We start from the raw sequence: 22,286 nt of genomic DNA on the forward strand, positions 1-22,286 counted from the left end.
AGCGCGTGGGCTTACAGGGCGAACAGCAGCCTGAGCCGGACGGCCATGGTCTGCCGCCCGGCCAGGTCGCGGCGGCCCAGGACAGTGCGCGCGGCGTATCAAGCGACGGCTGAGGCCTTGGCCGGTGGTAACCGCAGGCGGAAGTCGTACGATTTGCCACTATGAGGTCGCGAGTGACGGCGCTGGCCGCCTGCTTGATCACGTTGGGCTGTGCCGCGCAGCCCCCGCTCGCCGCGCCGGCCCCCTCACCGTCGAGCACGCCCACCGTGTCGGCCTCTTCGGCATCGGCCACACCTACCACGGAGATCTCCGAGAGGTGGGTCCAAGTCCCCGGTCTGTCCACCGACACCGCGTGGGAGCGTGGCCTGCGCGACGTGACCGCCGTCGGTCCCGAGTCGGCGTGGGCGATCGGGTACACCGGCTGGGAGGACAGCGTGAGGACGTCGCTGCGTACCTGGGACGGGTCACGGTGGCGCGCGGTGCCCGTCGAGGATGCTCTGGGCAGCCTGGCGAGCATCGACTCCGACGGGCCGCGCAACGCGTGGATGCTGGGCGGAGGTTTCGACGAGACCCTGGCCCAGCACTGGGACGGGCACGCCTGGCGGCGATACCGGCTCTCTGGGTACGGGCGGGACGTGGCCGTGGACGGCCGCCGGGTGGTCGTGATCTCGGACACTTCGGTACTTACCTGGAACGGCACCGCCTTCGTCACCGAAAAGGTGCTCGGCGGCGAGGAGACCAGGCTGGTCGCGGTGGACAGCGGCGCCGGTCACACCTGGGTCGCCGGGATGCGGGACTCGGTGCAGCCCGTGATCTGGCACGGGCACAACGGCAGGTACGAGGAGACCACGCTGCCCGAGGGCTCCCTCACCACGATCTTGCAGATCAGCCCCGACGACGTCTGGGCGGTGGGCGGCATCGGTGAACGGCCCCTGGTGCTGCACTGGAACGGCCGATCCTGGGAGCGGCCCACCATCCCGCCGTGGAAGGCCGAGCTGCAGAGCGTGACCGCGTTCGGGCCTGACGACGTCTGGTTCGCGGGCAAGGACCACGACGAGCCCGGTGGGGTCTCGGTCCTGCACTGGGACGGCCGGAACTGGACGAAAGAGGTACCCCCGCCGGACGGGGTGGGGCACCACGCACTGATCGAGCGGGTCCCCGGCACTTCCCAGCTGTGGCTGATGGTCAACGTGGCCAACGGTGATTCCGAGTCGATCGTCACCTTCCGCCGGAAATAGCGGAGCCGGCCGGCGGCGCAAAGTCAGATCACTCAGTGAGTCACCCACAACGCTCAAAGGGCCGCTCTCGATATTGGGAGCGTCCCTTCGCCCTGGGTGGGGTGTGCACGAGCGGGTGTGAGCCGGGGTGGGTCGGAGCCCTTGAGGGCGAGGGAGGCGAGGCCGTGGACAAGTGCCCAGGCTCCGGTCGTGAACGGGTGGGGATGACCGCCGCGACGCGTTCGGCGAGAACCGCGCTCAAGCGCCGGCGTCGGACTTCGTGAAGTAGGCGGCGCTCTCCGCGTCCGTCGGGTAGTACGACTCGATCGCGACCTCGTCCAGGGTGATGTCCGTCGGGGTGCCGAACGTGGTGGTGGTCGAGAACAGCCGCAGTTCTCGTTCGCCGAAGCGAAAGATCATCGGAATCACGACCTCGGACTCGATCGGGTGGCTCTCGCCCTCGGAGCCGGGCGCCAGCAGTTCCTCGTAGAGCGCAGCGAGCTCGGCGTCGGGAGCAGTGGCAAGCTGACGCGCGATTCGGGTACGGAGCACCCCACGCACCTCGGCCAGATTCACGATCCGAGGAGCGAGTCCGCGCGGGTCCAGTCCCAGCCGCACCATGTTGATCGGCGGCCGCAGCAGGTCGGGGGCAACGTCTGCGAGGAACGGGTCAATAGCGCGATTGGTCATCACGATGTTCCATCGGCGATCGAGGACCAGCGCCGGGTACGGCTCATGTGCGCGGAGCACCCTCTCGATCGCGCCCCAGGCCGCCGACAGCGCGTCCCCGTCGAGCGGCCGCTCGGCGTACCGGGGTGCGAAGCCGGCCGCGAGCAACAGCCGGTTGCGCTCACGCAACGGCACATCGAGCTGATCCGCGAGCCGGAGAACCATGTCGGCGCTCGGGTTGGACTTGCCGGTCTCCACCAGGCTGACGTGACGAGCTGAGACGTCGGCAGCGATCGCAAGATCGAGTTGGCTGAGCCGCTGATCACTGACCTGGCCACGAGCCGGGAATCGGGGACGGCCTGATCGGTTAGGTGACGGGCGGCCTTCCCATGTGAACCTCTCCGGCACGTTCCGATGGCTCCGGCCGGTTCCGGCACGGATGACCGTCAGGCCGCCTGCCCCGTTGCACCTCGTGGGTCGCACCACGTGGGCAGGCGCCCCAGCGTGGCAAGAAGCGACAGCGGCTCGCGAAAACTCCGCACTCACCAGGACTTGATCAACTTCCTGGTGACTCGCTAGGGTTGGGCGCTTTGACCGCTCCGCCCTCAAGAGATGGCCATGCGTCGCTACCGTTTCGGCAGGATCGCCGCCCTGATCGCGCTCGGCTACCTCGCCGCGGTCGCCGCGCTGGGCGCCTTCGCGCTGACCACCGACAGGGGCGACCTCCTCTGGAAGGTCGTCACCCGTGACTCCAGCATGGGCTGGTTCCTGGCCCCCGGCGAAGACACGTTCACCGTCCCGTGGGGGCTGGCGCTCGTCCTGGTCCCCATCGGGGCGCTCCAGGCATGGGCTCTGTGGCAGGTGCTGCGCGGGCGCGCCCGCGGCGAGCTGACAGACCGGGGCAGGAAGGTCGGCCTGCTGCGGCTCGCCCTGTACCTCGGCGTCGGCCACGGCCTGCTTGTCATCGCCGGCAGCCCGCTGATTCTCGCACTGGAGATGTACTGGTTCTGGTCGGTGACGGGGATCTCCTCCGGTTTCGTGCAGCTGTCCATCGTCTGGCTGTTCTTCCTGGTGCTCCGTGACATCGTCTCCCGCAGGCTGCGGCTGTTCTCACTCGTCGTCGGGATCATCGCCTGCGTGAGCGGCATCGGCCAGAACATCACGGAGGCCTTCGCCCTGAACTCCGCCGCGCAGATCTTCACCCTTGCCGGAGGGTACGGCCAGGTCTGGCTGGCGTGGTCGGTGTCGATCCTGATCGCCCAGGCCAGGGATCCCCGCTGGAGCGCGGCGACCGTCCGGATAGGCGTCATCGCGCAGGTGGTGTCCGTCCTCCAGCCCAGCGGGATCGTCTCCTTCGGCGGCACCGGGTTCCCCACCATCCTCACGGTCTACACACTCCTCGGCGCTGCCAGCGTCTTTGGGCTGGTGTGGGAGGCCAGGACCGCCCACGAGCTGGCGAATCCCCTCCCGCAGCCGGTCCCGGGGCAGGCGCCGGCACGGTCGGCGGCCAGGCGGTGGCCGCTGCCCGCCGTGGCGATCGTGCTCCCGCTGATCCCCGCCGCCGTCAACCTCGCGCACGGCATGTACCTCTGGATCGGCCCCAGAGGCGCGATCGAGCAGTTCGTCCGCGTGGACGGGGGCAGCGAGCATGCTCTGACATGGTTCGTCCTGGACGTCTTCGTCGGCGTCGGCGGTCCCGCGCTGCTGATCCTGGCCGCCGTCCTGCGCCGGACCCGCCACCTCGTGCGGTTCACGACGCTGGCTCTGACCATCGCCGCGGCCGTGGGCTTCGTCAGCGCGCTCACCGCGACGTCGGCGTCAGGGGACTTCGGCGACTTCTTCTACGAAGGCACGCAGATCTACCCGGAGGGGCTGTTCGCCCAGGGGAAGGACGGTGAGATCTTCTTCGGTATCTCACCGTCGTGGTACAGCGCGGCCTTGCTCGCCTCCGCCCTGCTCCTGCTGTTCCTGTATCCGGTCGCGCCCGCCCGGCGCGTACGTCACCACGTGCTGCCGGCCGCGCTTGCCACACTGGTCGCGCTCGGGTTCGTGCCCGTGGCGGACCAGGCCCGCAGCCCGATCACCGCGGCCGAGGACTGCAACCCACGCGAGCCGTGGAGGGGCGAGCCCGAGGAACCCGAGCTCACCCGGGACCAGCGATTCGTGTGCTCCCTCCGGCAGGCAAACCTGATCAAGTTCGGCGCCACCACGCCCGACGCCGTGATCCTCGCCCGCGCCCGCTGGCTGTGCGGCATCTACACCCGCAACGATCCCCAGGAGGTCGCCCTCCTTCAGGCGACGGAGGGGCTGAAGCGCGATGCCCTGACCTACCCGCTCGCGGAGATCTGCCCCAGCGCCGGCTCCGTGGTCAAGGCCGCGGCCGCCGAACAGGACCGGGAGATGCAGGAGTGGCAGGACGACGCGCAGCGCATGTGCGACTCGAGCCCGCGCCACCGCCCGCTCATCAAACCGGCCACGGTGATCCGCATGAAGGAACCCCAGTGGACGGACTACGGGGTCGTGGAGACCTACGAGCCGACCGAGGACGGCGAGGACCCGGCCGAGGACGGCCTGCTCGAACAGGCTCAGGACGCCGGCCTGGTGGCCGCCCTCCCCGGCCGCCTGATGATCCTGACGCACTCCGACTTCGACCTCTGCGTCACGCTGGAGACCTACACCCGCCGCCCGCCGGTGGAGACCAGGGGCTGGGACCATGTCGCCGAGGTCGGCTACGAGAGCCCCACCGGCGAGATCGTGCTCAGGGACGATCTGAGCGGCACCGAGTTTCCCGACCTGTCGCTCAACGGCCGGGCGGGTCACTACCGGATCCGCGTGCACTACGACTGGTTCAAGTGGAAGGGAGTGCAAGGGAACGGCCAACGTCTGCTGATCATGGCGTTCCCCGGGAAGGGGGACAAGCCGGTCACGTACCGCAGGCCGCCCAAGCGGTGAGCAGCGGGCGGATACTGCAGGCATCGACACATCCGGCGACTCCGGGCGCGCCACAGACGCCGCCTGCCCGAAAGGCCGGCAAGGCGGTCGACGTCCCCCGGTGCATCCTGTCTGCGATCAAAGTGGTTCAGGGCGGGCGTGCCCCCATCTCCCAGCAGGGGGCGGCCGGGCAGCGCGGCCAGGTCGACCTCGCCGTCCTGGACGACGAACGCCCGTCGGCGCGCCGCCCACCTGGCCGCCAAACCCACGATCCCGCTGCCCGCCCACGAGAGGAGACGCCCCTTTCCCCTGGCCGAACTGCCACGCATCCGCCAGAAGTCGACCATCACGCTGGGCCCCGACGACCTCGGCACCAAGGACAAACTCCGTCAGGACCGGCGCGTTCGTCGCCCCGGAGAACGGCCAGGCGAAAAGGAGCGAGGCGGCCAATGGGTACGGCGTTGGACTCTCCCACCGTGGGAGGGTCCACCATGATGGCGTGCAAGACGAACTTCTCACCATCGGGCGCTTCGCCCGCCTGTGCCGACTCAGCGTCAAGCAGCTACGGCACTACGACGAGACGGGGCTGTTGGCTCCGGTCCGCGTGGACGCCGGTTCCGGCTACCGCTATTACGCACCTGAACAGGCACGCGATGCCCTGACCATCGCCCTGCTGCGCGAAATGGACCTCCCCCTGGCTGTGATCGCCCAGGCCCTGGCCGCCGATCCCGAGTCCAGGGCACAGATCCTGCGCGCTGAACGGGACCGGCTGGCCGAACGGATCAGCAGGGACCGGGCGCGGCTGGAGATGCTGGAGCGGCTGGCGGCGGGCGGCCTGCCCGGCTACGAGGTGACGATGGGCAGAGAGCCGGAGCGACGGCTGGCGGTGGTACGAGCGGTCTGCGCCCCCGCGGAGATCGGGGAGAAGTTCGAGGAGTGCGTAGGCCGGCTGCTGCCCGCGCTCGGCGATGCGGGAATCACATGGGAGCCACCGCTGTGGGCGCTGTACCCGCTGGATCTGGAGGAGCGGATGGAGATCGCCGTCGGAGCGCAGCCGCCGAAGGGGGCAGGGACGCCCGGCCTGGAGTTCGAGGTGCTACCCGGCGGACCCGTGGCCGAGACCGTGCACATCGGGCCCTACGCCCAGCTGCCCCTGGCCTACAACGCACTCTTCGCCGCCGTCCACGAGCGCGGGCTGCGCCCGCAAGCACCCGTACGTGAGGCCTATCTCGTCGGACCGGCAGAGGCACCACGAGAAGAACTGATGACCCGGTTGATCATCCCCATCCAGGAGAGCACGGCATGACGAGGGTGAGAGACGTCGACACCCGCGGTACGCAGCACTGCGAGACGACGGCTCTGGGAGTGCTGCTGCGGCACCAAGGACTCGATCTGTCCGAGCCCATGCTCTTCGGCCTCGGCTCCGGCCTGTCCTTCATCTACTGGGACAGCAAGAACATGAACCTCCCCTTCCTCGGAGGACGGGTCAAGCCTTTCGACCTCACCGAAAACCTGGCCACCAGACTCGGACTGGAACTCCTGGTCCAGGAGACCACCTCCCCCCGCAGGGCGTGGAAGAACGTGGCGGCCCCCATCGACGCCGGCCACCCCGTCGGACTGCAACTCGACAGCTACCACCTGGACTACTTCGGATCAAAGGTGCACTTCGGCGGCCATGTCGTCGCCATGTACGGCTACGACGACCACGACGCCTACCTGGTGGACACCGACCAGCAAGGCGGAGCGGTGTCCACCAGCCTGACCAGCCTCGCCCAGGCCAGAGCCGCACGCGGCCCGATGACCGCCAAGCACCGCTCCTTCACCCTCACCGCTCCGAGGAACCCGCCTCCCCCACACAGCCAGATCATTCCCGCCGTCACCGCCTGCGCCGACGCCTTCCTCAACCCACCCATCGCCAACCTGGGCCACCGAGGCATCGAAAAGGCCGGCAAGCTGGTACGCACCTGGCTCCAGCGCACCGACAACCCGCAGCGGGACCTACCGCAGGCCGCCCTTCTGATGGAGAAGGCCGGCACCGGCGGCGCCCTGTTCCGTAACCTCTACCGCGACTTTCTCGCCGAATGCGCCCAACTGCTCGACAGCAGCCACCTGCGCACCGGCTACAGGCTGTACGCCGAGGCAGCCCTCCTGTGGACGGAAGCCGCAGCACTGATCACAAAAGCCGGTGAATCAGGCGACGCGCAGTGCCTCGCACAGGCAGGCACCGTCCTCTGCGATCTTTCACGCATAGAGCGCGAGGCCATGCAGGCGCTGAGCCGCCTGGGGAGTGAGACCCCAAGCGCGATCCACCCCTGACACTCTTCAAGAGACCTTCGTTTGACGCACTCCGCCCGGTGGTCGTCCGCGCCGCTCGATCACCTCGGCGTCCCCCGGGCACCCTCTACAACCGCATCCCGGACCTGAAGGAACCGCGGGCGGGCGCCGTACCCCGGCGGATCGAAGCCTCCGCACGGTAGGCCCCGAACGCCAAGATCAATCTCATCTGCCTCAACTGTTCACGCCCGAGACAGCACCGGGCGACGCCTCGGGCGTACGGGCTTTCCCGGCGGTCCACCACCAGCGCCACCGCACGAGCCGAAATCAGCCCGGCCGGCGGCCCCAGGATCTCGTCAGCCGTTCCTGAGCCAACTCAAGAACGGCCCTTGGTGGGGTGTTCACGAACTGCGTTGACCAGCAAGGACCTTCCAGGAGATCGCTTCCCGCGTATCGGTTGATCGTTTCCCACGCTGAGGGCGATACCGCGGAGCCGACGACGCTCCCCGGCTTGGAAGCGGGCCTCGCCCGAGGGCGCCTCGGGCGGCACACCGCCCTGAGTCCGTCCAGGATCATCTCTGGGTCACCCAGGATCGTCGAAAATCACGGAACTTTGCCCGCAGTCATGGCAATTACTCGTGTCATGTACGAGGACATCCGAGAGGCGACAGATGCGACACGAGAGCCGGGCGGCTCCCTCACCCCGGCCCCACACCGCCGAAGGCCCGTCGCCTTGGCACGAATCCGAGCGGTTCGCCACCCTGTTCACCCGTCACGCCCCCGAGCTGAAGCGCTACGTCATCCGGCGCCTGGGCCCTGAGCCTGCCGACGACATCGTGGCCGAGACATTCGCCGTGGCTCTGCAGCACCTGGCGTCGTACGACGGCAGCAAGGGCAACGAACGGTCCTGGCTCTACGGGATCGCCACCAACCTCGTCCGCAGGCACCGGCGCCGTGAGATCGGCCTGTACAAGGCGCTGAGCCGCACCGGCGTCGACCCTGCGACCGAGCCGTTCACGGACGAGGTGGACCGGCGGGTGAGCGCGGGCGTGGCAGGCAGGCGGCTGGCAAAGGCGCTGGCCGGGCTCTCCCAGGCGCACCGGGACACGCTGTTGCTGGTGGTCTGGGCGGAGCTGACGTACGAGGAGGCCGCGGCGGCACTCGGCGTGCCCGTGGGGACCGTCCGGTCGCGGGTGAACAGGGCGAGGACCAAACTACGCCGGGTGCTGTCCGGCGTCGATCCGGAAGAGGGGTAAACCAAGGTGAACGAGATTGAGATGCTGCGCCAGATGCGCGATGAGGTTCCCGAACAGCCCGACGTGTCGGAGGTCCGGCTCAGGATGGCCGCGCACACGGAGCGGGCTCCCGCACGACGCACGCGACCCGCGTACCGGATGAGGTTCGGGCTCGCGCTGGCCACGGCGGGTGTGCTGGCGGCCGCGACCACGGTAATCCTCGTCCGGCCCGGCGGGGGCGGGCCGGAGACGGGACCGACCTCGTCGAGCGCGGCGATGGTGCTGGAACGGGCCGCGCTCATGGCGGCCCAGAGCACGGCCGCCGAGATCCGGCCCGACCAGTGGTTTTACCTCAAGGAGTCGCAGCATATGGGGGCCGATCTGCCGGCGTTCGAGACCTGGAATCGCATGGACGGAATCAGGTCGGCGCTGCGCGAGGAAGGCCGGGAGCTGAAGGTGGGCCCGGTGGAGAAGGGACCGACAACCGTGCGACGCACCCAGCAGGAGGTGGAGGCCCTGCCCACGGATCCCGACGCGCTGCTGCGGCACTTCCGTGGCGACGCTCCGGAGCGTACGCCGTTGTCGATCTGCGGGCCGTCCTGCCCGCCCGAGGTCGCGCAGGACGCCAAGACGTTCGGGACGATCGGGTGGTACATGAAGTACGGGCCCGTGATCCCGCCGGACACCGCCGCGGCCATGTTCCGGGCGCTGGCGAAGATCCCCCATGTCTCCGTCGAGGAGGACGCCACGGACATGGACGGCCGCCACGGCGTCGGCGTGGTCTTCGACGCGGGGGAACACGGCAAGCTCTACTACGTGCTCAACTCGGGCGACTACCGCTACATGGGAGTGAAGGTCGTGCGCGACGGCCAGAGCACGGGCACATCGGTGCTCGGCTCGGGAATCGTGGACAGGGCGGGTGACACGCCCTGAGTCAGTGCCAGTCGATCAGGGAGCGGGCGCTCGGACTGTGACCGGTCGGTGGTGGCCAGATCAACGGCAGGCGCCCGTTTGGGTTTGTCCGGTCCTTGATCACCTGAACGGCTCTCGCGGACGGCTTGGTGTAGACGACGAGCTTGGCCGTGCCGCGTTTCCGCTGGCGGCGGATGTGTTGGCCGAGGAAGTCGAACCCGTCGTCAACGTGGACCACACGGGTCTTGTCCGTTGCCAGGCGCAGGCCGAGCCGGGCCAGAATCGCCGTGATCTGCTCGCGCAGCATCTCGGCCTGATCGGCTGTCCCGGACACCATGACAACGAAGTCGTCGCAGTAACGGATCAGCCGCCAGTTGCCCTGCCCGGCGTGTCTGCGCTTGGTGCGCTGGTAGCCGGTGCCCATCAGGGTGAGCCACTGGGTGTGGAAGTGCTCATCCAGTGCCGTCAGGGCGATGTTGGCCAGCAGCGGGGACAAGATCCCGCCCTGGGGAGCGCCGGTGAGGCTGTCTTTGAACAGGCCGTGGTGCATCACCCCGGCCTTGAGGAACGCCTTCACCAGCGCCAGGACGCGCTTGTCGGAGATCCTGGAGCGGATCTGCTCCAGCAACGCGGTGTGATCGATCTGATCGAAGCACGCCTCGATGTCGGCCTCCAGCACGACGTGATAGCCACGCCGGGCCAGGTAGACGATCTCCTCGATGGCGTCCTGGGTGCGCCGGTTGGGCCGAAACCCGTAGGAGACCGGCAGAAAGTCGGCCTCGAAGATGGGTTCCAGCACCGCCTTGAGCGCGGCCTGCACGACACGATCCTTCACCGTCGGGATGCCCAGATCACGCAGCTTCCCGTTGGCTTTGGGGATCTGCGTCCGCCGCACCGGCGACAGACGATAGGTACGGGCCTTCAACTCGTCCCTGAGCTGCATCAAGAACGGCTGCACTCCCAGCCGGGCTTCGATCGCGGCCACGGTCGGCCCGTCGATCCCGGCCGCGGAGTACTACGGCGGCTCCGTCCCGTCCGCGCTCTTCGGCGGGCAACGCGCCTATCCCGCCCCAAGACGCCGGATGCGCCCGGGAGCGGGACTGATGCGCGGACGGTTCCCACGTTCACTGCCGACCGATCGAGAGGTGAGGTGCCCGGCTATACCCCTGCGGCCTCGCCACGGCTACGCCGTAGTCCTTCACCGTGACCTTCCAGGCCCAGCAGGGGAAACCGACCTGGAAGTTCACCGAGACCGCCTCCGCCATGGCACGGCGAGGCAGTGACGGTGACGCACCGCTGACCAGCCCACATCCACCGGGTTGGAGCCGGCACGCTATCGAGAGGCGTAACAACACCGGTTCCTCGCGTACACCTTCCTCTCTCGCTCACCGGGCCCGGCCCATCCGGTAGTCCCGAGCCGACCCGACTTCGTCGCGGCTGCTCCCACCCTTCCCGGCGTTCCTCCAGGTCAGGCTGCCGCCAGCTTCACCTGTCCGCTACGACAGACAGGCGGCGGAGTCCTTTCACCTCCGCTCGGTCCAACAGCACTTCGCGGCGCACCCCCTCATAACGTGGAGACCGAACCAAGAGAGGTTCGGTCGTGTCAGGAACCACGAGACGTCGCCTTGATCCGGAGTTCCGGGCCGGTGCGGTGCGTATCGTCAAGGAGACCGGCCAACCCGTCGCGCACATCGCGCGGGATCTTGGTATCAACGAGTACACGCTGCACAACTGGGTGCAGATGGGCCGGCACCCAACAGGGCGGGTCGGGCGCGACGGCAACGGAGGCGGCAAGCCGCAGAAGTCTGACAGAGAGGGAGCGGTCGTTCAGCCGAGCTGCCGGATGATCGTCGGATCGGTGATCGCCGTGTCGTTGGCCAGGAGGAACGCCTTCGAAAGGATCATCGACAGCGTCCCCCCGTCGTCCTCGAACGGCAGGAACACCGATCCGGCCGCGCGCCCGCTCGCCGGGACGATGCACAGGTACGCGTCGTTGGGCTCCATCAGGATGTTCGTCGACCCCAGATGGATCTTGTACGTCTTCAGATCACCCCGTACAAGAAGGAATCTGTCGGTCAGCTCCACCCGGGAGGCGATCTTCAGTTTCGGCAGCAGCCGCGCCAGCACCTCGCGCCGGGTCTTGGCCGTCTCCGTCAGCTCGCCGAAGCCGTGGGAGCGCCAATAGCGTTCGTGGCCGATCAGCGCCTGGTCGTCGCGGGCGACCGAGGCCACGCCCACGGCGAGGTCGGCCTCGCGGAGGATCTCCGACAGCACCAGCGGCGGCAGGTCGGCCATCGACGCCGGTTGCCCGTCGCAGTGGAAGGTGATGCCCTCGGTGGCGCACAGCAAGGTGGTCTCGGCTCCGGGGGCGGAGACGATGTGCATGGCCCAGCGGGCCTGCCAGCCTGCCAGGTCGCGCACCACCTCGCCCTGGTCGCCGCCGTTCGCGTAGTCCCAGTTGCCGATCGACCGGCCGGTCCAGCCGCGCTGGCCCAGCAGGGTACGGGCCTGGCCGTAGCGCAGAATGTGGCCGGCGAAACGGTTGGAGAAGGTGCCGGTCCGCTCCTCGGCGGGGGTCAGCAGGTAGATCTCGCGGAAGACCTGCTTGAACGGCTGGCGTACACCACCCTCGAGAAGATGGTCGCGCCACGCCGCCACCTCGTCGGCGGTCGCGTGGATCGGGTGCCACAGGCCTGCCACGGTGTCGGGGGCGGGACGGTGGCCGGCCAGTTCCCAGCCGTCGGCGGTCTTGACCGGCAGGGCCGCCGGGCCGCCGGCGATCTGCCAGACCAGGGTGCGGGCGTAGGGGCCGGTGACGGGATGGTCGAGGAAGTACTCGGTCACCTCGCGCCAGTGCCACGTCCGTTCATGGACGATCGCCTGTTCCAAGCGGGACCGCTCGGCCGCCTGCGCCAGCTTGAGCTCCTTCAGGATGGCCCGCAGGTCGGACAGCTCCGCGCGCAGATCCTTCGGCAGCGACTTGACGGTCTTGCCGGCGGCGTTCACGTAGCGCAGGGCGGGCACGTCGGCGCACAGCCTGACCCGGTAGTCGCCGATCTTCTCCTCGCGGACGCCGCCGGCGTCCAGGCCGAAGGTGGGGACCGTCCGGTCGAGCAGCTGCTCGCGGGTCAGCCCGTTCTCGCCGGCCACCGCGTCGAGGGCGAGGCTCAGATTCCTCTGTACGGACCTCGCGCGCACCTTCGCCTGGATTCTGGACAGCGGGACGATCACGTCGAGGCCGCCCCTGCGGGCCAGGACGCCGACGGCGGCGTTGGTGACGGGTTCGCAGCGGCACGTGGAGCCCATCCCGTTGCTGCCGGTGCCGCAGGTCATCGCGACGTCGGTGACGAGCGAGGTCACCCAGCGCTCGTCGATGACCTGGCAGGTCCACAGGATGCCGCGCACCACGACGATGGTGTGCTCCTTGAGGAAGACCTTGTCCCACCACTCCTCGTCGTCATAGCGGACGACCCAGTCTCCGCCCCGGTAGGCCACCAGCCGCGTGAGCAACTCACGGACCAGGGCGACCGCGCCGGGGGTGAGCATCCGCGCGGCGTTCCTGAGCCACCGGGCGCTGGGTTTGGTCGAGCGGGCGGTGTTCCAGTGGCGGAACAGCGGCAGCACCTCGACCAGGCGCGGGCCGTACTCCTCGGCCAGCATGCGGGCGAAGTGGTCGGTGTCCCCGATCTCGGCCCGGACCACCCCGGCCGGGCCGTGCTCGGCGGGTTCGGTGAGCAGCTCGGTCACCTGTTCGGCCAGGAGCGTCCGCGCGTCCTTCAGCCACGGTCCCGACGTCAGCCAGCGCAGCAGGTCCCGGCGCAGCTGGTAGTCGAACCGGCGGGCCGCCGCGAGCGGGATCCGGAACAGCTCCTCGTAGCGGGTGTGCCCCTGCCGCACCCAGTACTCCGCCCGGCCCATGAGGTGGTGCGCTTCCCGGTAGGTGAAGTCGATGTCGCGCTCGGCCACCGACCGGACCACGCGCAGCACCCGCTCGTCGTAGTCGTGGCCGCCTTCCGGCCCCAGCCAGAGTTTCATCTGCGCGTAGGTGCCGTAGACCCGCCAGTCGACGCCGGGGCCGGGGTCGAGTCCCTGCTCGGTGAGCTCGTCGAACCGCTGGTAGGCGGCCCTCGTGGCCGGGTCCGTGTGATCCCATCTGCCCGCTGACGTCATGACACGGCTCCACTGATGATCGGAAACGCTGGGTGATCATGAATATCAGCCGGAACCGACAGATTCCCCTTGCCATGATTCGGACATGTCTCCACAAAAGCCGCTTCCGCCTCCTCGTCCGATTCAGACCGGGGACGTCGTGGCCGCTCACTGATGCGGGTGAGGTATTGGCCCCGGACCTTTTCACGTCGCATCCGCCAGCGCAGCCACAAACCCAAGTGAAGATCACTTCCCGAGATGGTCGTGATCGTTTCCCAGCCGAGCTCCCGAGGGGTCAGCGTGCTGCGTCCGTCCTGCGGGGGAAACTCAGCCCCGCGAACACTTGAAAAGAGTCGTGGCAATACATATCTGACGACATCGCGGAAAGGACCTTCATGATCAGACCAGACCTCCATGGCGACTGACGCGCTGAACGCGGTGAGCGATGCCGAGATCATTGCGAGCTCTCTCAATGACCCGGAGGCGTTCGCGGCCCTGTTCGATAGCTATCACGCGATGCTCTACCGGTACGTCTCTTTCAGGCTCGGCCCTGAAGTCGCCGAGGACCTCGTCAACGAGGCGTTCCTGATCGCGTTTCGCAGGCGCCGGTCCTATGACCTCTCCTACCGAGACGCCCGGCCGTGGCTGCTCGGAATCGCAACCAAGCTCATCGCCCGGTATCGCCGGGCGGAGGTCAGCCGCTACCGCGCCCTGGAACGGCAGCATCCCCTTCAACGCGTCGAGGGGCCGGAAGAAGCGATCACACACGACCTCATCGCAGCAGGGGCACGGCCGGCTCTGCTCCACGCACTCTCGCTGCTGTCACGAGGGGATCGGGACGTGTTGCTCCTCGTTGCCTGGAGCGACATGACGTATGACGAAGCAGCCCGAGCACTCGACATCCCACTCGGCACGGTCAAGTCACGGCTCAACCGAGCTCGCCGCAAAGTGCGCGACGCCTTGGGTGACGTTAATCCATTGAAGGAGGACAGCGATGGATGAGCTGAAGGCTCTCATCAAGGAGCTGGAACATGAGCCTCCCCGATCCCTGGCTAGCCAACGGCTTCGGTTCCTTGAAGGGAACCGCCCTCACAAGTCGCGGTGGACGCGGATCTTCCTCGTCAATCGGCTAGTGCGCGAAGTTGTCCGAACGACGGCGCCAGCGCGGCTGATGCTGGATGAGGACCTGGCCGGCCGGGCGTCCACCGCGGGGGCGGACGCGCTGCTGGCGGAGATCGTCTCGCTGGAGCGCGTCCCGGCCCGGCGACGGCTCATGCCCTCTCCTGGCCGCGCTCTGCTCGGCCTGGCCGCGGCCGCCACCGCGGTAGCGGTCATCGCCCCCGCGATGCTGTCTGACAGCACGATCTCCGTCGGGCCTCAGCCCAGTACGTCGGTGTCCGCGACGGCCGAACCGACCGCCTGGCAAATCCTGCTCGCTGCTGCCGTCGCCGTGGAGAAGGCCCCTGCGAGCGGCGACTACTGGCGCACCGCGACCGTCAACCAGTGGATGTTGACTGACCCCACCCGCAGCTATGTGCTTGAGGGCAGCCGGTCCCTTGAGACGTGGCTGGCGAAGCGGCCGGATCTGCGGTACTGGCGCATCTGGCAGGATCTCGGCGTCAAGCCCGCGACCCCGCAGGACGAGGCGGCCTGGCGGGCCGCGGGGGCGCCTACCAGCTGGCGATACCCCAAGAACATGAAGACGGAGCAGCTGTTTTCCGTCCCGTCCAGGCCGCTGGAGGCGGCGGCAGGTGAGCGAATCGCCGAACGGCTTTATGGCAAGTGGAAGGGCTCGGCCGGTGACCTGGCGGGGAAGTTGATGACCTGGAAGGAGGTGCGCGCGATCCCGAGCGAGCCCGAGACGCTCCGGAGCTACCTGGAAGAGCGCATCGGCCGGCTGGAGTTGGCCGGATCCGGGATGGACGTGGAGGAGGCGAAGGCGCACATCCTTCTGCGGGAATGTGTGGGCATCATCAGTGGCCTGCCGGCCTCGCCCGAGACTCGTGCATCCGCGTACCGGATCCTTGCGTCTCTGCCCGGCATACGGGCCGAGGGGGAGATGACGGATCCGCTGAACCGGCGCGGGCAGGTGCTCACCTATCAGGAGGAGATAGAGCCGGGCCTGTTCACCAAGGTTCGGCTCGTGGTCGATCCCAGCACCGGCCTGCTTCTTGCCGAGGTGAGGACGAACACCACCAAGCTCGCGAACGGGCGGCAGGCGGAGTTGCGTCTCTCCACCTCGTACCAGGCGATCGGCTGGACCGACGAACGCCCAGAACTGCCCACGCATCGGAACTGAGTCGCTCACCAATCCGCGCGCGAGGGCCGGCAGAGGGGTCGGCGGCGCATCCTCTTCTTAGTGATCAACGCCGCCGACGCTTGCCAGGGCTGGCGGCGGGCAACACAGGCCACCACCCGCCCCATGAGCCGCGAACCAGATAACCGTGACGCAGCACCCAGCCCGGCGTCGGCTTCGCCCTGCCCAGCGACGCGAACTCGGACCTCCACCAGCGGCCTGACACCACCCGGGCCTCTCCAGGCACCAGCTCCACAGGTCCCGAACCAGGGCGAACCCGATTCGGGAACCCCTGAAACGACAAGATCCCGCCTGATCGCGATGATCAGACGGGATCCCGTCAACTTCAGTCCAGCCACTTCAAGTCGTCATAACCAGCGGTGACCACATATGTTTCCCGGATTGACTCTCATGAGGCTTTGGGGCGAGGTCGTCCCCAGCGTTGTTGTCGTTCGCTGCGGATGCGGGCGCGTTCGCGGCGCTGGGCGGCCAGCACATCGGGATGACGGGCGTGGGCGTTGCGCCAGTGCAGGTAGGCCTGCAGATCACGGGCCAGCACCAGGTGATTGGGCAGGTCGGAGTTGGCGATCACGAAACTGCGCAGCGGCCCGAAAGGCGGCTCGATCGGGTTGGCCCGGGAGGCATACGTCGGGGTGAGACACAACTCGACCTTGTGACGGCGCGCCCAGGAGCGGATGGCGGGTGTGGTGTTGGCCGACAGGTTGTCCATGATGATGATCGGCGCCTTCAGGTAGGGACAGGCACACATCGGCGTGGAATCGGGAGGTCATGCATCGTTGGGGTTCAGGGCCCATCGCTCCAGATGTACCAAGGGCCCTTGAAGTGTTCATACCTGCCCTCTTCTGGTGCCCGATCTGGGCTGTAGGCGAAGCCGTAGCTCTTCCAATTCATCGTGAGCGAGGTGACCATGAACTGCGCTCCTCCCGGGATCTTCTCCTTGTAGCCCACCCGATACAGGCCCCGCCACCGATCACGGCCATCGTCGTCGTCGCGCACCGACCGGGCGTAGCGCTCCAGGCTCGATTCCGACAAGGCGAAGCGCGCGTGAAGGGGCGCGTCGACCGTGACCAGCAGCACGGTGCCCAGCACCAGTACGAGTGGGACGAACATCCAGGGCGCCCGCCCCCGCGCGCCTTTACCCAACAGTGCGGCCCAGGCGATGGCAAGCGCCAGCCAGTACAGCGCCAGCAGAAATGCCCAGTAGGACAGGCCGGGAGTGCTCACCTCGAAGAGCGTCAGGAGCGAGGCCAGTCCGACAGCCCCGGTGAAAAGCAGGCCGAGGGGGTTACGAGTCAGGCGCATAGCGCGATCTTTCCCGATACCGGTACCAAACACCGTCAATGCCGTCCCTCTCTGTCAGACCGCCAGGATGACCATGACCACGGAAAGCTGCACTTTGCTTGTGGCACTTCCCGCCACCGGCCCGAATTTGTCGGCCTTGTCCGCCATGATCAGCGCTCGTATCCAGTACATCCCCTCAAGGAGTGCCATGGCTGTCACCGAAGGAGCCGGATGGTCCGGCATGGGCTGGAACGCCTGGACGGATCTCGCTCTGATCCGTGCTCGACTCGACGCGGGTGCCGACCCGAATTCGGGCACGGACTTCCATGGACGGCCCCTCCATCAGGCAGCCGAGAATGGCTCGCCGGAAGTGGTCGCGGAACTGGTCCGGCGCATCGACGACGTCGATGCCGAGGATGAGGGCCGCACCGCACTCTGGCTCGCCGTCTTCAACAACCGCCCCGACAACGCCCGTGCCCTGGTCGCCGCCGGAGCGGACCCGTGGCGACCGATGATGAACGGCTGGTCCCCCGGACGGCTCAGCCTGGCCACTCCCACCCCTGATCTGTTCCCTCTTCCCGCTGGGGAGGCCGACCTATCCGCCACCGAGGCCGCCGCCGTGGCAGAGGCCAGACGTCTGACCGCCGCGTTGGGGCGCTTCGACGACGACGGCCACAGCCTCGCCTGCGTCGCCGACATCACCGCTGCCGAGGCGGTACGGCGCCTGGAGGCCGTACCGGCTGATGATGCTGACGTTGAAGAGATCATGGAGGATCCCTGGACGGATGTCGACGCCACCTTGTCCGTCATCCGTATCACCGATGTGCCCGGCGGATGCGTCGTCTTTCAGCCATGTGGATACACCGCGTCCAACCCCGGCGTCATAGAACGCCTGTCGGTGGGCACCGTCTGCTACGGGCTGTTCGCCAATCCCAAGAGCGGCAACCAGGGGGCCATCGCCCGTGACGGCGCCATCGAGGAATGGGACACCCACCCCGGCGGCGGCAACGTCTACTCCGAAGAATCCGCAGAGGAGATCCTCGCCACCTACCTCTACCACTACCACGCCGAGGCCTACTGCTTCGCCGGAGCGGGCCTCCGTCCGGCTGACGCCCGATCGATCAACGGCCAGGCCGGCATGTGGCTCAAGCTGCCCGAACAAGACTGGTGGAGTTAACCGGAGATACGACAAGAAAGCTCGATTCCGCTACCTGAAGTCGGGCCTTCATCCTGCGGCTCGACCTCCGCCACAATGATCATGTGATCGACTATTACCGCGGTTTCTTCGAGTGGCATCAGTGGTTGGAGGACGAACTCTCCTGAACTGTTACCTCGAGATGAACTGCACTAGGGTTGTGACGTCGCGAAATCGCCACGGATGCCGTTCTGACCAGGCCAAACAGCGATCAGTGATGAATGGCAGGAGGTCGTCCTTAAGGACCCGACGCACATCCAGCTGGAGTTGACCCGCTTTGGTGGACACCTGATCTCTGAGGAACCCTGGTTCCCGAAAGAAGGAGTCCACTGTGCCGAACAACTATCCGCCGGAGTTTCGCCGGCAGATGGTCGAGCTGGTGCGCGCGGGACGGTCGCCGGAGGAACTCGCCAAGGAGTTCCAGCCCTCCGCGCAGTCGATCCGTGTCTGGGTGCGCCAGGCCGACCTCGATGACGGCCGCCGCGCCGACGGCCTGACCAGCGCCGAGAAGGACGAACTGGCCAGACTGCGTCGCGAGAACAAGACTCTCCGCGAGGAGAAGGAGATCTTGCGTAAGGCCGCGGTTTTCTTCGCGCGGGAGACGGATCCGCTGAGATGAAGTTTCGGCTGATCGATGCGGAGAAAGACCACCACGACGTCTCCCTGCCGGCCCGGGCGCTGGGTGTGTCGCGCCAGGGCTACTACGCCTGGGCCAGGCGCGGTCCGTCGAGGCGTGCCAGGTAGGACGCGGAGCTGACCGAGAAGATCCGCCGCCACCATGCGGCCTCCGATGAGATCTATGGGGCGCCGCGCATCCATGCTGACCTGCGCGAGCTCGACGGCATCGGTGTCGGCCGCAAGAGAGTGGCCCGGTTGATGCGCGCGGCCGGCCTGGCCGGGGTGAGCCGTCGCAAGGGCACGCGAACGACGATCTGTGACGGCAGGGGCGCCGCGAACGATCTGGTGCAACGGAAGTTCACCGCAGCCGAGCCGAACCGGATCTGGACCGCCGATATCACGTATGTGCCGACCTGACAGGGCTTCCTCTACCTGGCGGTCGTGCTCGATGTGTTCTCCTGGAGGATCGTCGGCTGGGCGATGGCCGAGTACATGCGCACCGAGCTGGTCACCGACGCCTTGGCGATGGCGATCCACCAGCGCCGCCCCGGCTCCGGGGTGATTCATCACAGCGACAAGGGCAGTCAGTACACCTTGATCGCGTTCGGTCGACGTTGTGAGCAGGCCGGCGTGCGCCCCTCGACCGGCCGGACCGGCACGTGCTTCGACAATGCCGTCACCGAGAGCTTTTTCGCCTCGCTGGAGTGCGAGCTGATCGACCGGCGGACCTTCCGCACCAGGTCAGAAGCCGAGCGCGCGGTATTCGCCTACATCGAGGGGTTCTACAACCCGCGCCGTCGCCACTCCGCCAACGGACAACTCAGCCCCGCCGAATACGAGCGACGCCAAGCCCTCAAACCCATTCACGAAGACGACTATGCTGCCGCGTAGCCGAAAGCCCTGATGCGTCTACCGAACCGGGGCAACTCCACCACATGAGCGTATTTCGTCTCTGGCTTCCATCACAATGATCATGTGATCGACTACTACCGCAGTTTCTTCGAGCGGCATCAGTGGCTGGAGGACGGACTCACCTGGACCGTGGCGCAACCCCTCAACGAAGAGATCACGGTGGACGACCTCCTGCGGCAACTGAACGGAGGCCGCGATCCCGAGCGGCGCGTCATGGAATATCCCCGAGAGGAGGCCGCAGACGAGAACCGACCCGTCCTCCTCGTCTCCGAAGGAGAAGGAACCTGGGGCTTCCTCGAACTCGCCTACGGCTTCGGCCTGTCCGACCGCGTCCTCACCGCCCTCAGCACGAAGTCACGCGTGTGGATGGTGACCTGGCACTTCAACGGGGGCTACACGATCCTCCACGCGGCCGACGGCGAGATCAGAGCGCGGATGCGTGACTTCCTCTTCACCCAGTACGCCGTTGAGGAAGGCGACCCAACTGTCCTGGCCGACTTTCGCGCCATGCTCGCCGGCCTCGATCCAGAGGATTACAGCGGTAAGCGCAGCGCGGCGTTCGCCTTCATCGAGGCGGCCACCGGCATGAGCCTGGAGAGCGAGTGGCCGGACGTGGAGGATGCCCCCGTCGTCATCCTCGACAACCCCGGTGCCTGACCCAGTCATCGGCTGGCCCCCTCGTCACAGCGCGGCAGTTCACCCGCTCCGAGAACGTCCGCTGACTTTTCGCTGACTCCAGCCTTGGATCCCTCAGCGGACACCACACCGCGCGATCCCGGCCACCAACGACCTGCACGCCACCTGAGCAGCAAAAAGGCCCGGTCCCATGATCTGGAATCGGGCCTTTTGTCTTGTGGGGTGTTCACGAGAGCGGATGACCTGACGGGACAGGAGCGTCCGAAGATCGCTTCCCGCGTAGGGAATGATCGTTTCCCAGCATCCTCGGGTCAGGCATTCAGCGATCTTTGCACGGCGGCGTCCACCAGCTTGTGGATCTCCTGCTCGGTGAAGATGTCGGGCAGCGTCAGCCGTTCCACGATGAGCCAGTTCAGAGCGAGGTAGAGGAGCAGCACCGAGGTCGAGTCGCCGGGCAGACCCGAGGCTGCGTGGTGGCCGAGGTTGGCGTCGATGTCCTCGCGGATGCGCTTGGTCAGCACGGCGCGCAGCTCGGGGCGCCGAGTGGACTCCAGCCGGAGTTCGAGCAGGGCCAGGTAGCCGGAGTTGAAGGCGGAGACCCGATCCACCAGTTCGTGCATGAGCTCGGCGTAGCGGGTTTGGTCCTGCACGCCTTCCCGGCTGCGGGCGATCGTGGCCTCGTCGGGCAGCAACCGCTCATAGATGCGTCCGCCGACCTGGGTGAACAGGTCGTCGCGGTTGGCGAAGTAGTTGGAGGCCGTGCCCGGGGGCACAGCCGCCTCCGCGTCGACGGCCCGGAAGGTCAGCCCCCGCGCCCCTTCCTTGGCCAGCACCTCGATGGCCGCGTCGATCAGCGCCTGCCGCCGCTCGGGATTTCTCCGCATTGACACCACTCCGCCTGTAGTACTACGTTTTAACCACTCCAAACAGAGTACTACATCGGGAGTTGATCGATATGCGAAAGCTTGTCTACTACATCGCCGTCTCACTCGACGGCTACATCGCGGGCCCCAACGCCGAGTTCGACTTCTACCCCGTGTCGGACCAGATGGCCGCCTGGATAAACGACCGTTACCCCGAGACGCTCCCCACCCACGTCCGCAAGCTTGTCGGCCTCGAAGACGTGCCCAATAAGGTCTTCGACACGCTGGTGATGGGCCGCGGCACCTACGAGCCGGCCTTGGACGTCCCCACCACCAGCCCGTACTCCCACCTGCGCCAGTACGTCGTCTCCAGCACGCTGACGATCGACGACCCCACGGTGCAGGTGGAGACCGGCGACCCGATCGAGCTCATCCGGCGGCTAAAGGCCGAGGACACCGGCATGGACATCTACCTCTGCGGCGGCGGCAAGCTCGCCGCCTCCCTGCTCCCGGAGATCGACGAGATCATCCTCAAGAGCTACCCCGTGGTGGCGGGAACAGGCATCCCCATGTTCTCCGGACAGTTCCGCCCTACCCTGTTCACCTCTACCCGGCGCGAGTCCTTCGACAACGGCGCCCAGGTCACCTGGCTCACCAGGGCTTAGAACCGCACGGCCGGGCTTGACGCGCCCGGCCTGGGCCACCGTCGAACTGCTCTCCGAAGCCATCGAGTCCGCAGCGAAGGCCGTACGTCTCAACGGCCCCGGCCCGGACGGCGAAGACTCGCAAAAGCTGCGCTGGGGCGCGGTCGACGTGCGGCGAATCGAGTCGACCGGCCCGGACGGGGCTGCGCTCTCCGAGGCGGCAGTGGCCGGCTATGTCGCCAAGTAGGCCACGAAGACCGCCGAGACCTCCGGCACTCTCGACCGGCGGGTAAGACGGTCCGACCTCGCCCAGCTCGAACAGCGGGGAATCCGCTCTCGCCTCGGCGTTCTCACCGCCGGGAGGAACCGTTGGCCACTGGCCTGATCTCGACCACCGAGGCCCGGCTCTACCGGGTGTCCGACGCCATGCGAC

General features: G+C 67.5%; 18 protein-coding genes and 2 pseudogenes. 13 read left to right on the forward strand and 7 right to left on the reverse strand.

What is annotated here, in order from left to right; genetic code table 11:
- Positions 1 to 161 precede the first annotated feature (161 nt).
- Positions 162 to 1,238 (forward strand): hypothetical protein, encoded by a 1,077-nt coding sequence (locus tag ACQP0P_RS42635; RefSeq protein ID WP_433367350.1) that lies wholly within the window; start codon positions 162 to 164, stop codon positions 1,236 to 1,238.
- A gap of 237 nt (positions 1,239 to 1,475) precedes the next feature.
- Here the strand turns inward: ACQP0P_RS42635 and ACQP0P_RS42640 are convergent, their stop codons facing one another.
- Positions 1,476 to 2,144: an XRE family transcriptional regulator gene (locus ACQP0P_RS42640; protein ID WP_433367352.1), complete on the reverse strand. Its 669-nt coding sequence runs from the start codon at positions 2,142 to 2,144 to the stop codon at positions 1,476 to 1,478.
- A 360-nt stretch (positions 2,145 to 2,504) separates the two neighbouring features.
- Between ACQP0P_RS42640 and ACQP0P_RS42645 the strand changes: the two genes are divergently transcribed.
- From ACQP0P_RS42645 to ACQP0P_RS42665, 5 genes are all read left to right on the forward strand, one after another.
- Positions 2,505 to 4,838 (forward strand): hypothetical protein, encoded by a 2,334-nt coding sequence (locus ACQP0P_RS42645; protein ID WP_433367354.1) that lies wholly within the window; start codon positions 2,505 to 2,507, stop codon positions 4,836 to 4,838.
- Positions 4,839 to 5,316: 478 nt separating this feature from the next.
- Positions 5,317 to 6,123, forward strand: coding sequence for a MerR family transcriptional regulator (locus tag ACQP0P_RS42650; protein WP_433367357.1), 807 nt, complete (start codon positions 5,317 to 5,319; stop codon positions 6,121 to 6,123).
- Positions 6,120 to 7,133, forward strand: coding sequence for a BtrH N-terminal domain-containing protein (locus ACQP0P_RS42655; protein ID WP_433367360.1), 1,014 nt, complete (start codon positions 6,120 to 6,122; stop codon positions 7,131 to 7,133). Before ACQP0P_RS42650 ends, ACQP0P_RS42655 begins: the two co-directional genes overlap by 4 nt.
- A 629-nt stretch (positions 7,134 to 7,762) precedes the next feature.
- Positions 7,763 to 8,347: an RNA polymerase sigma factor gene (locus tag ACQP0P_RS42660; RefSeq protein ID WP_433367362.1), complete on the forward strand. Its 585-nt coding sequence runs from the start codon at positions 7,763 to 7,765 to the stop codon at positions 8,345 to 8,347.
- Positions 8,348 to 8,353: 6 nt separating this feature from the next.
- A complete protein-coding gene (locus ACQP0P_RS42665; protein WP_433367365.1) occupies positions 8,354 to 9,259 on the forward strand; it encodes a CU044_5270 family protein in 906 nt (301 codons plus the stop codon).
- A gap of 1 nt (position 9,260) precedes the next feature.
- Here ACQP0P_RS42665 and ltrA read toward each other — a convergent pair whose 3' ends face one another.
- Positions 9,261 to 10,223 (reverse strand): group II intron reverse transcriptase/maturase, encoded by a 963-nt coding sequence (gene ltrA / locus ACQP0P_RS42670; RefSeq protein ID WP_433367367.1) that lies wholly within the window; start codon positions 10,221 to 10,223, stop codon positions 9,261 to 9,263.
- An 842-nt stretch (positions 10,224 to 11,065) separates the two neighbouring features.
- Entirely contained in the window at positions 11,066 to 13,408 is a 2,343-nt protein-coding gene (locus ACQP0P_RS42675; RefSeq protein WP_433367369.1) for a DUF4132 domain-containing protein, read from the reverse strand.
- Positions 13,409 to 13,801: 393 nt separating this feature from the next.
- On the opposite strand from ACQP0P_RS42675, the gene ACQP0P_RS42680 reads away from it, so the two are divergent.
- Complete coding sequence (locus ACQP0P_RS42680; protein WP_433367372.1) at positions 13,802 to 14,389, forward strand: RNA polymerase sigma factor; 588 nt, start codon at positions 13,802 to 13,804, stop codon at positions 14,387 to 14,389.
- 169 nt (positions 14,390 to 14,558) lie between these two features.
- On the forward strand, positions 14,559 to 15,686 hold the full coding sequence (locus ACQP0P_RS42685) for a CU044_5270 family protein (RefSeq protein ID WP_433367375.1): 1,128 nt from the start codon (positions 14,559 to 14,561) through the stop codon (positions 15,684 to 15,686).
- A 406-nt stretch (positions 15,687 to 16,092) separates the two neighbouring features.
- Here the strand turns inward: ACQP0P_RS42685 and ACQP0P_RS42690 are convergent.
- From ACQP0P_RS42690 to ACQP0P_RS42700, 3 genes and pseudogenes are all read right to left on the reverse strand, one after another.
- Positions 16,093 to 16,428: pseudogene (locus ACQP0P_RS42690) on the reverse strand (transposase); the annotation flags it as partial.
- A 59-nt stretch (positions 16,429 to 16,487) separates the two neighbouring features.
- Positions 16,488 to 17,006: a hypothetical protein gene (locus ACQP0P_RS42695; protein ID WP_433367378.1), complete on the reverse strand. Its 519-nt coding sequence runs from the start codon at positions 17,004 to 17,006 to the stop codon at positions 16,488 to 16,490.
- Positions 17,007 to 17,060: 54 nt separating this feature from the next.
- Positions 17,061 to 17,195 (reverse strand): hypothetical protein, encoded by a 135-nt coding sequence (locus ACQP0P_RS42700; protein WP_433367381.1) that lies wholly within the window; start codon positions 17,193 to 17,195, stop codon positions 17,061 to 17,063.
- Between ACQP0P_RS42700 and ACQP0P_RS42705 the strand changes: the two genes are divergently transcribed.
- The 3 genes and pseudogenes from ACQP0P_RS42705 (at position 17,194) to ACQP0P_RS42715 (ending at position 20,367) form a co-directional block, all read left to right on the forward strand.
- Complete coding sequence (locus ACQP0P_RS42705) at positions 17,194 to 18,162, forward strand: ankyrin repeat domain-containing protein (protein WP_433367383.1); 969 nt, start codon at positions 17,194 to 17,196, stop codon at positions 18,160 to 18,162. The two genes, ACQP0P_RS42700 and ACQP0P_RS42705, sit on opposite strands and share 2 nt — an antisense overlap.
- A gap of 385 nt (positions 18,163 to 18,547) precedes the next feature.
- A pseudogene (locus tag ACQP0P_RS42710) lies at positions 18,548 to 19,689 on the forward strand (IS3 family transposase).
- Between the two features lie 84 nt (positions 19,690 to 19,773).
- Positions 19,774 to 20,367 carry a hypothetical protein gene (locus ACQP0P_RS42715; protein WP_433367386.1) on the forward strand — a complete coding sequence of 198 codons (594 nt, stop codon included), beginning with the start codon at positions 19,774 to 19,776 and terminating at the stop codon, positions 20,365 to 20,367.
- A 290-nt stretch (positions 20,368 to 20,657) separates the two neighbouring features.
- Here ACQP0P_RS42715 and ACQP0P_RS42720 read toward each other — a convergent pair whose 3' ends face one another.
- Entirely contained in the window at positions 20,658 to 21,230 is a 573-nt protein-coding gene (locus tag ACQP0P_RS42720; protein ID WP_433367389.1) for a TetR/AcrR family transcriptional regulator, read from the reverse strand.
- Positions 21,231 to 21,301: 71 nt separating this feature from the next.
- Here ACQP0P_RS42720 and ACQP0P_RS42725 point away from each other — a divergent pair, with 71 nt between their 5' ends.
- Both ACQP0P_RS42725 and ACQP0P_RS42730 read left to right on the forward strand, forming a co-directional pair.
- On the forward strand, positions 21,302 to 21,874 hold the full coding sequence (locus ACQP0P_RS42725) for a dihydrofolate reductase family protein (RefSeq protein ID WP_433367392.1): 573 nt from the start codon (positions 21,302 to 21,304) through the stop codon (positions 21,872 to 21,874).
- Positions 21,875 to 21,890: 16 nt separating this feature from the next.
- Entirely contained in the window at positions 21,891 to 22,100 is a 210-nt protein-coding gene (locus ACQP0P_RS42730; RefSeq protein ID WP_433367395.1) for a replication initiator, read from the forward strand.
- Positions 22,101 to 22,286: the final 186 nt, after the last annotated feature.

The sequence above is a fragment of the Streptosporangium sp. CA-115845 genome, from assembly GCF_050943795.1.
In the GTDB taxonomy this organism is placed as follows: Bacteria; Actinomycetota; Actinomycetes; order Streptosporangiales; family Streptosporangiaceae; genus Streptosporangium.

What these genes read in the sequence shown, in the direction of transcription:
- ACQP0P_RS42635 (WP_433367350.1), top strand. Translation starts at nt 162, where the DNA reads ATGAGGTCGCGAGTGACGGCGCTGGCCGCCTGCTTGATCACGTTGGGC.
- ACQP0P_RS42645 (WP_433367354.1), top strand. Translation starts at nt 2,505, where the DNA reads ATGCGTCGCTACCGTTTCGGCAGGATCGCCGCCCTGATCGCGCTCGGC.
- ACQP0P_RS42655 (WP_433367360.1), top strand. Translation starts at nt 6,120, where the DNA reads ATGACGAGGGTGAGAGACGTCGACACCCGCGGTACGCAGCACTGCGAG.
- ACQP0P_RS42660 (WP_433367362.1), top strand. Translation starts at nt 7,763, where the DNA reads ATGCGACACGAGAGCCGGGCGGCTCCCTCACCCCGGCCCCACACCGCC.
- ACQP0P_RS42675 (WP_433367369.1), bottom strand. Translation starts at nt 13,408, where the DNA reads ATGACGTCAGCGGGCAGATGGGATCACACGGACCCGGCCACGAGGGCC.
- ACQP0P_RS42680 (WP_433367372.1), top strand. Translation starts at nt 13,802, where the DNA reads ATGGCGACTGACGCGCTGAACGCGGTGAGCGATGCCGAGATCATTGCG.
- ACQP0P_RS42685 (WP_433367375.1), top strand. Translation starts at nt 14,559, where the DNA reads ATGCTGGATGAGGACCTGGCCGGCCGGGCGTCCACCGCGGGGGCGGAC.
- ACQP0P_RS42695 (WP_433367378.1), bottom strand. Translation starts at nt 17,006, where the DNA reads ATGCGCCTGACTCGTAACCCCCTCGGCCTGCTTTTCACCGGGGCTGTC.
- ACQP0P_RS42705 (WP_433367383.1), top strand. Translation starts at nt 17,194, where the DNA reads ATGGCTGTCACCGAAGGAGCCGGATGGTCCGGCATGGGCTGGAACGCC.
- ACQP0P_RS42700 (WP_433367381.1), bottom strand. Translation starts at nt 17,195, where the DNA reads ATGGCACTCCTTGAGGGGATGTACTGGATACGAGCGCTGATCATGGCG.
- ACQP0P_RS42720 (WP_433367389.1), bottom strand. Translation starts at nt 21,230, where the DNA reads ATGCGGAGAAATCCCGAGCGGCGGCAGGCGCTGATCGACGCGGCCATC.
- ACQP0P_RS42725 (WP_433367392.1), top strand. Translation starts at nt 21,302, where the DNA reads ATGCGAAAGCTTGTCTACTACATCGCCGTCTCACTCGACGGCTACATC.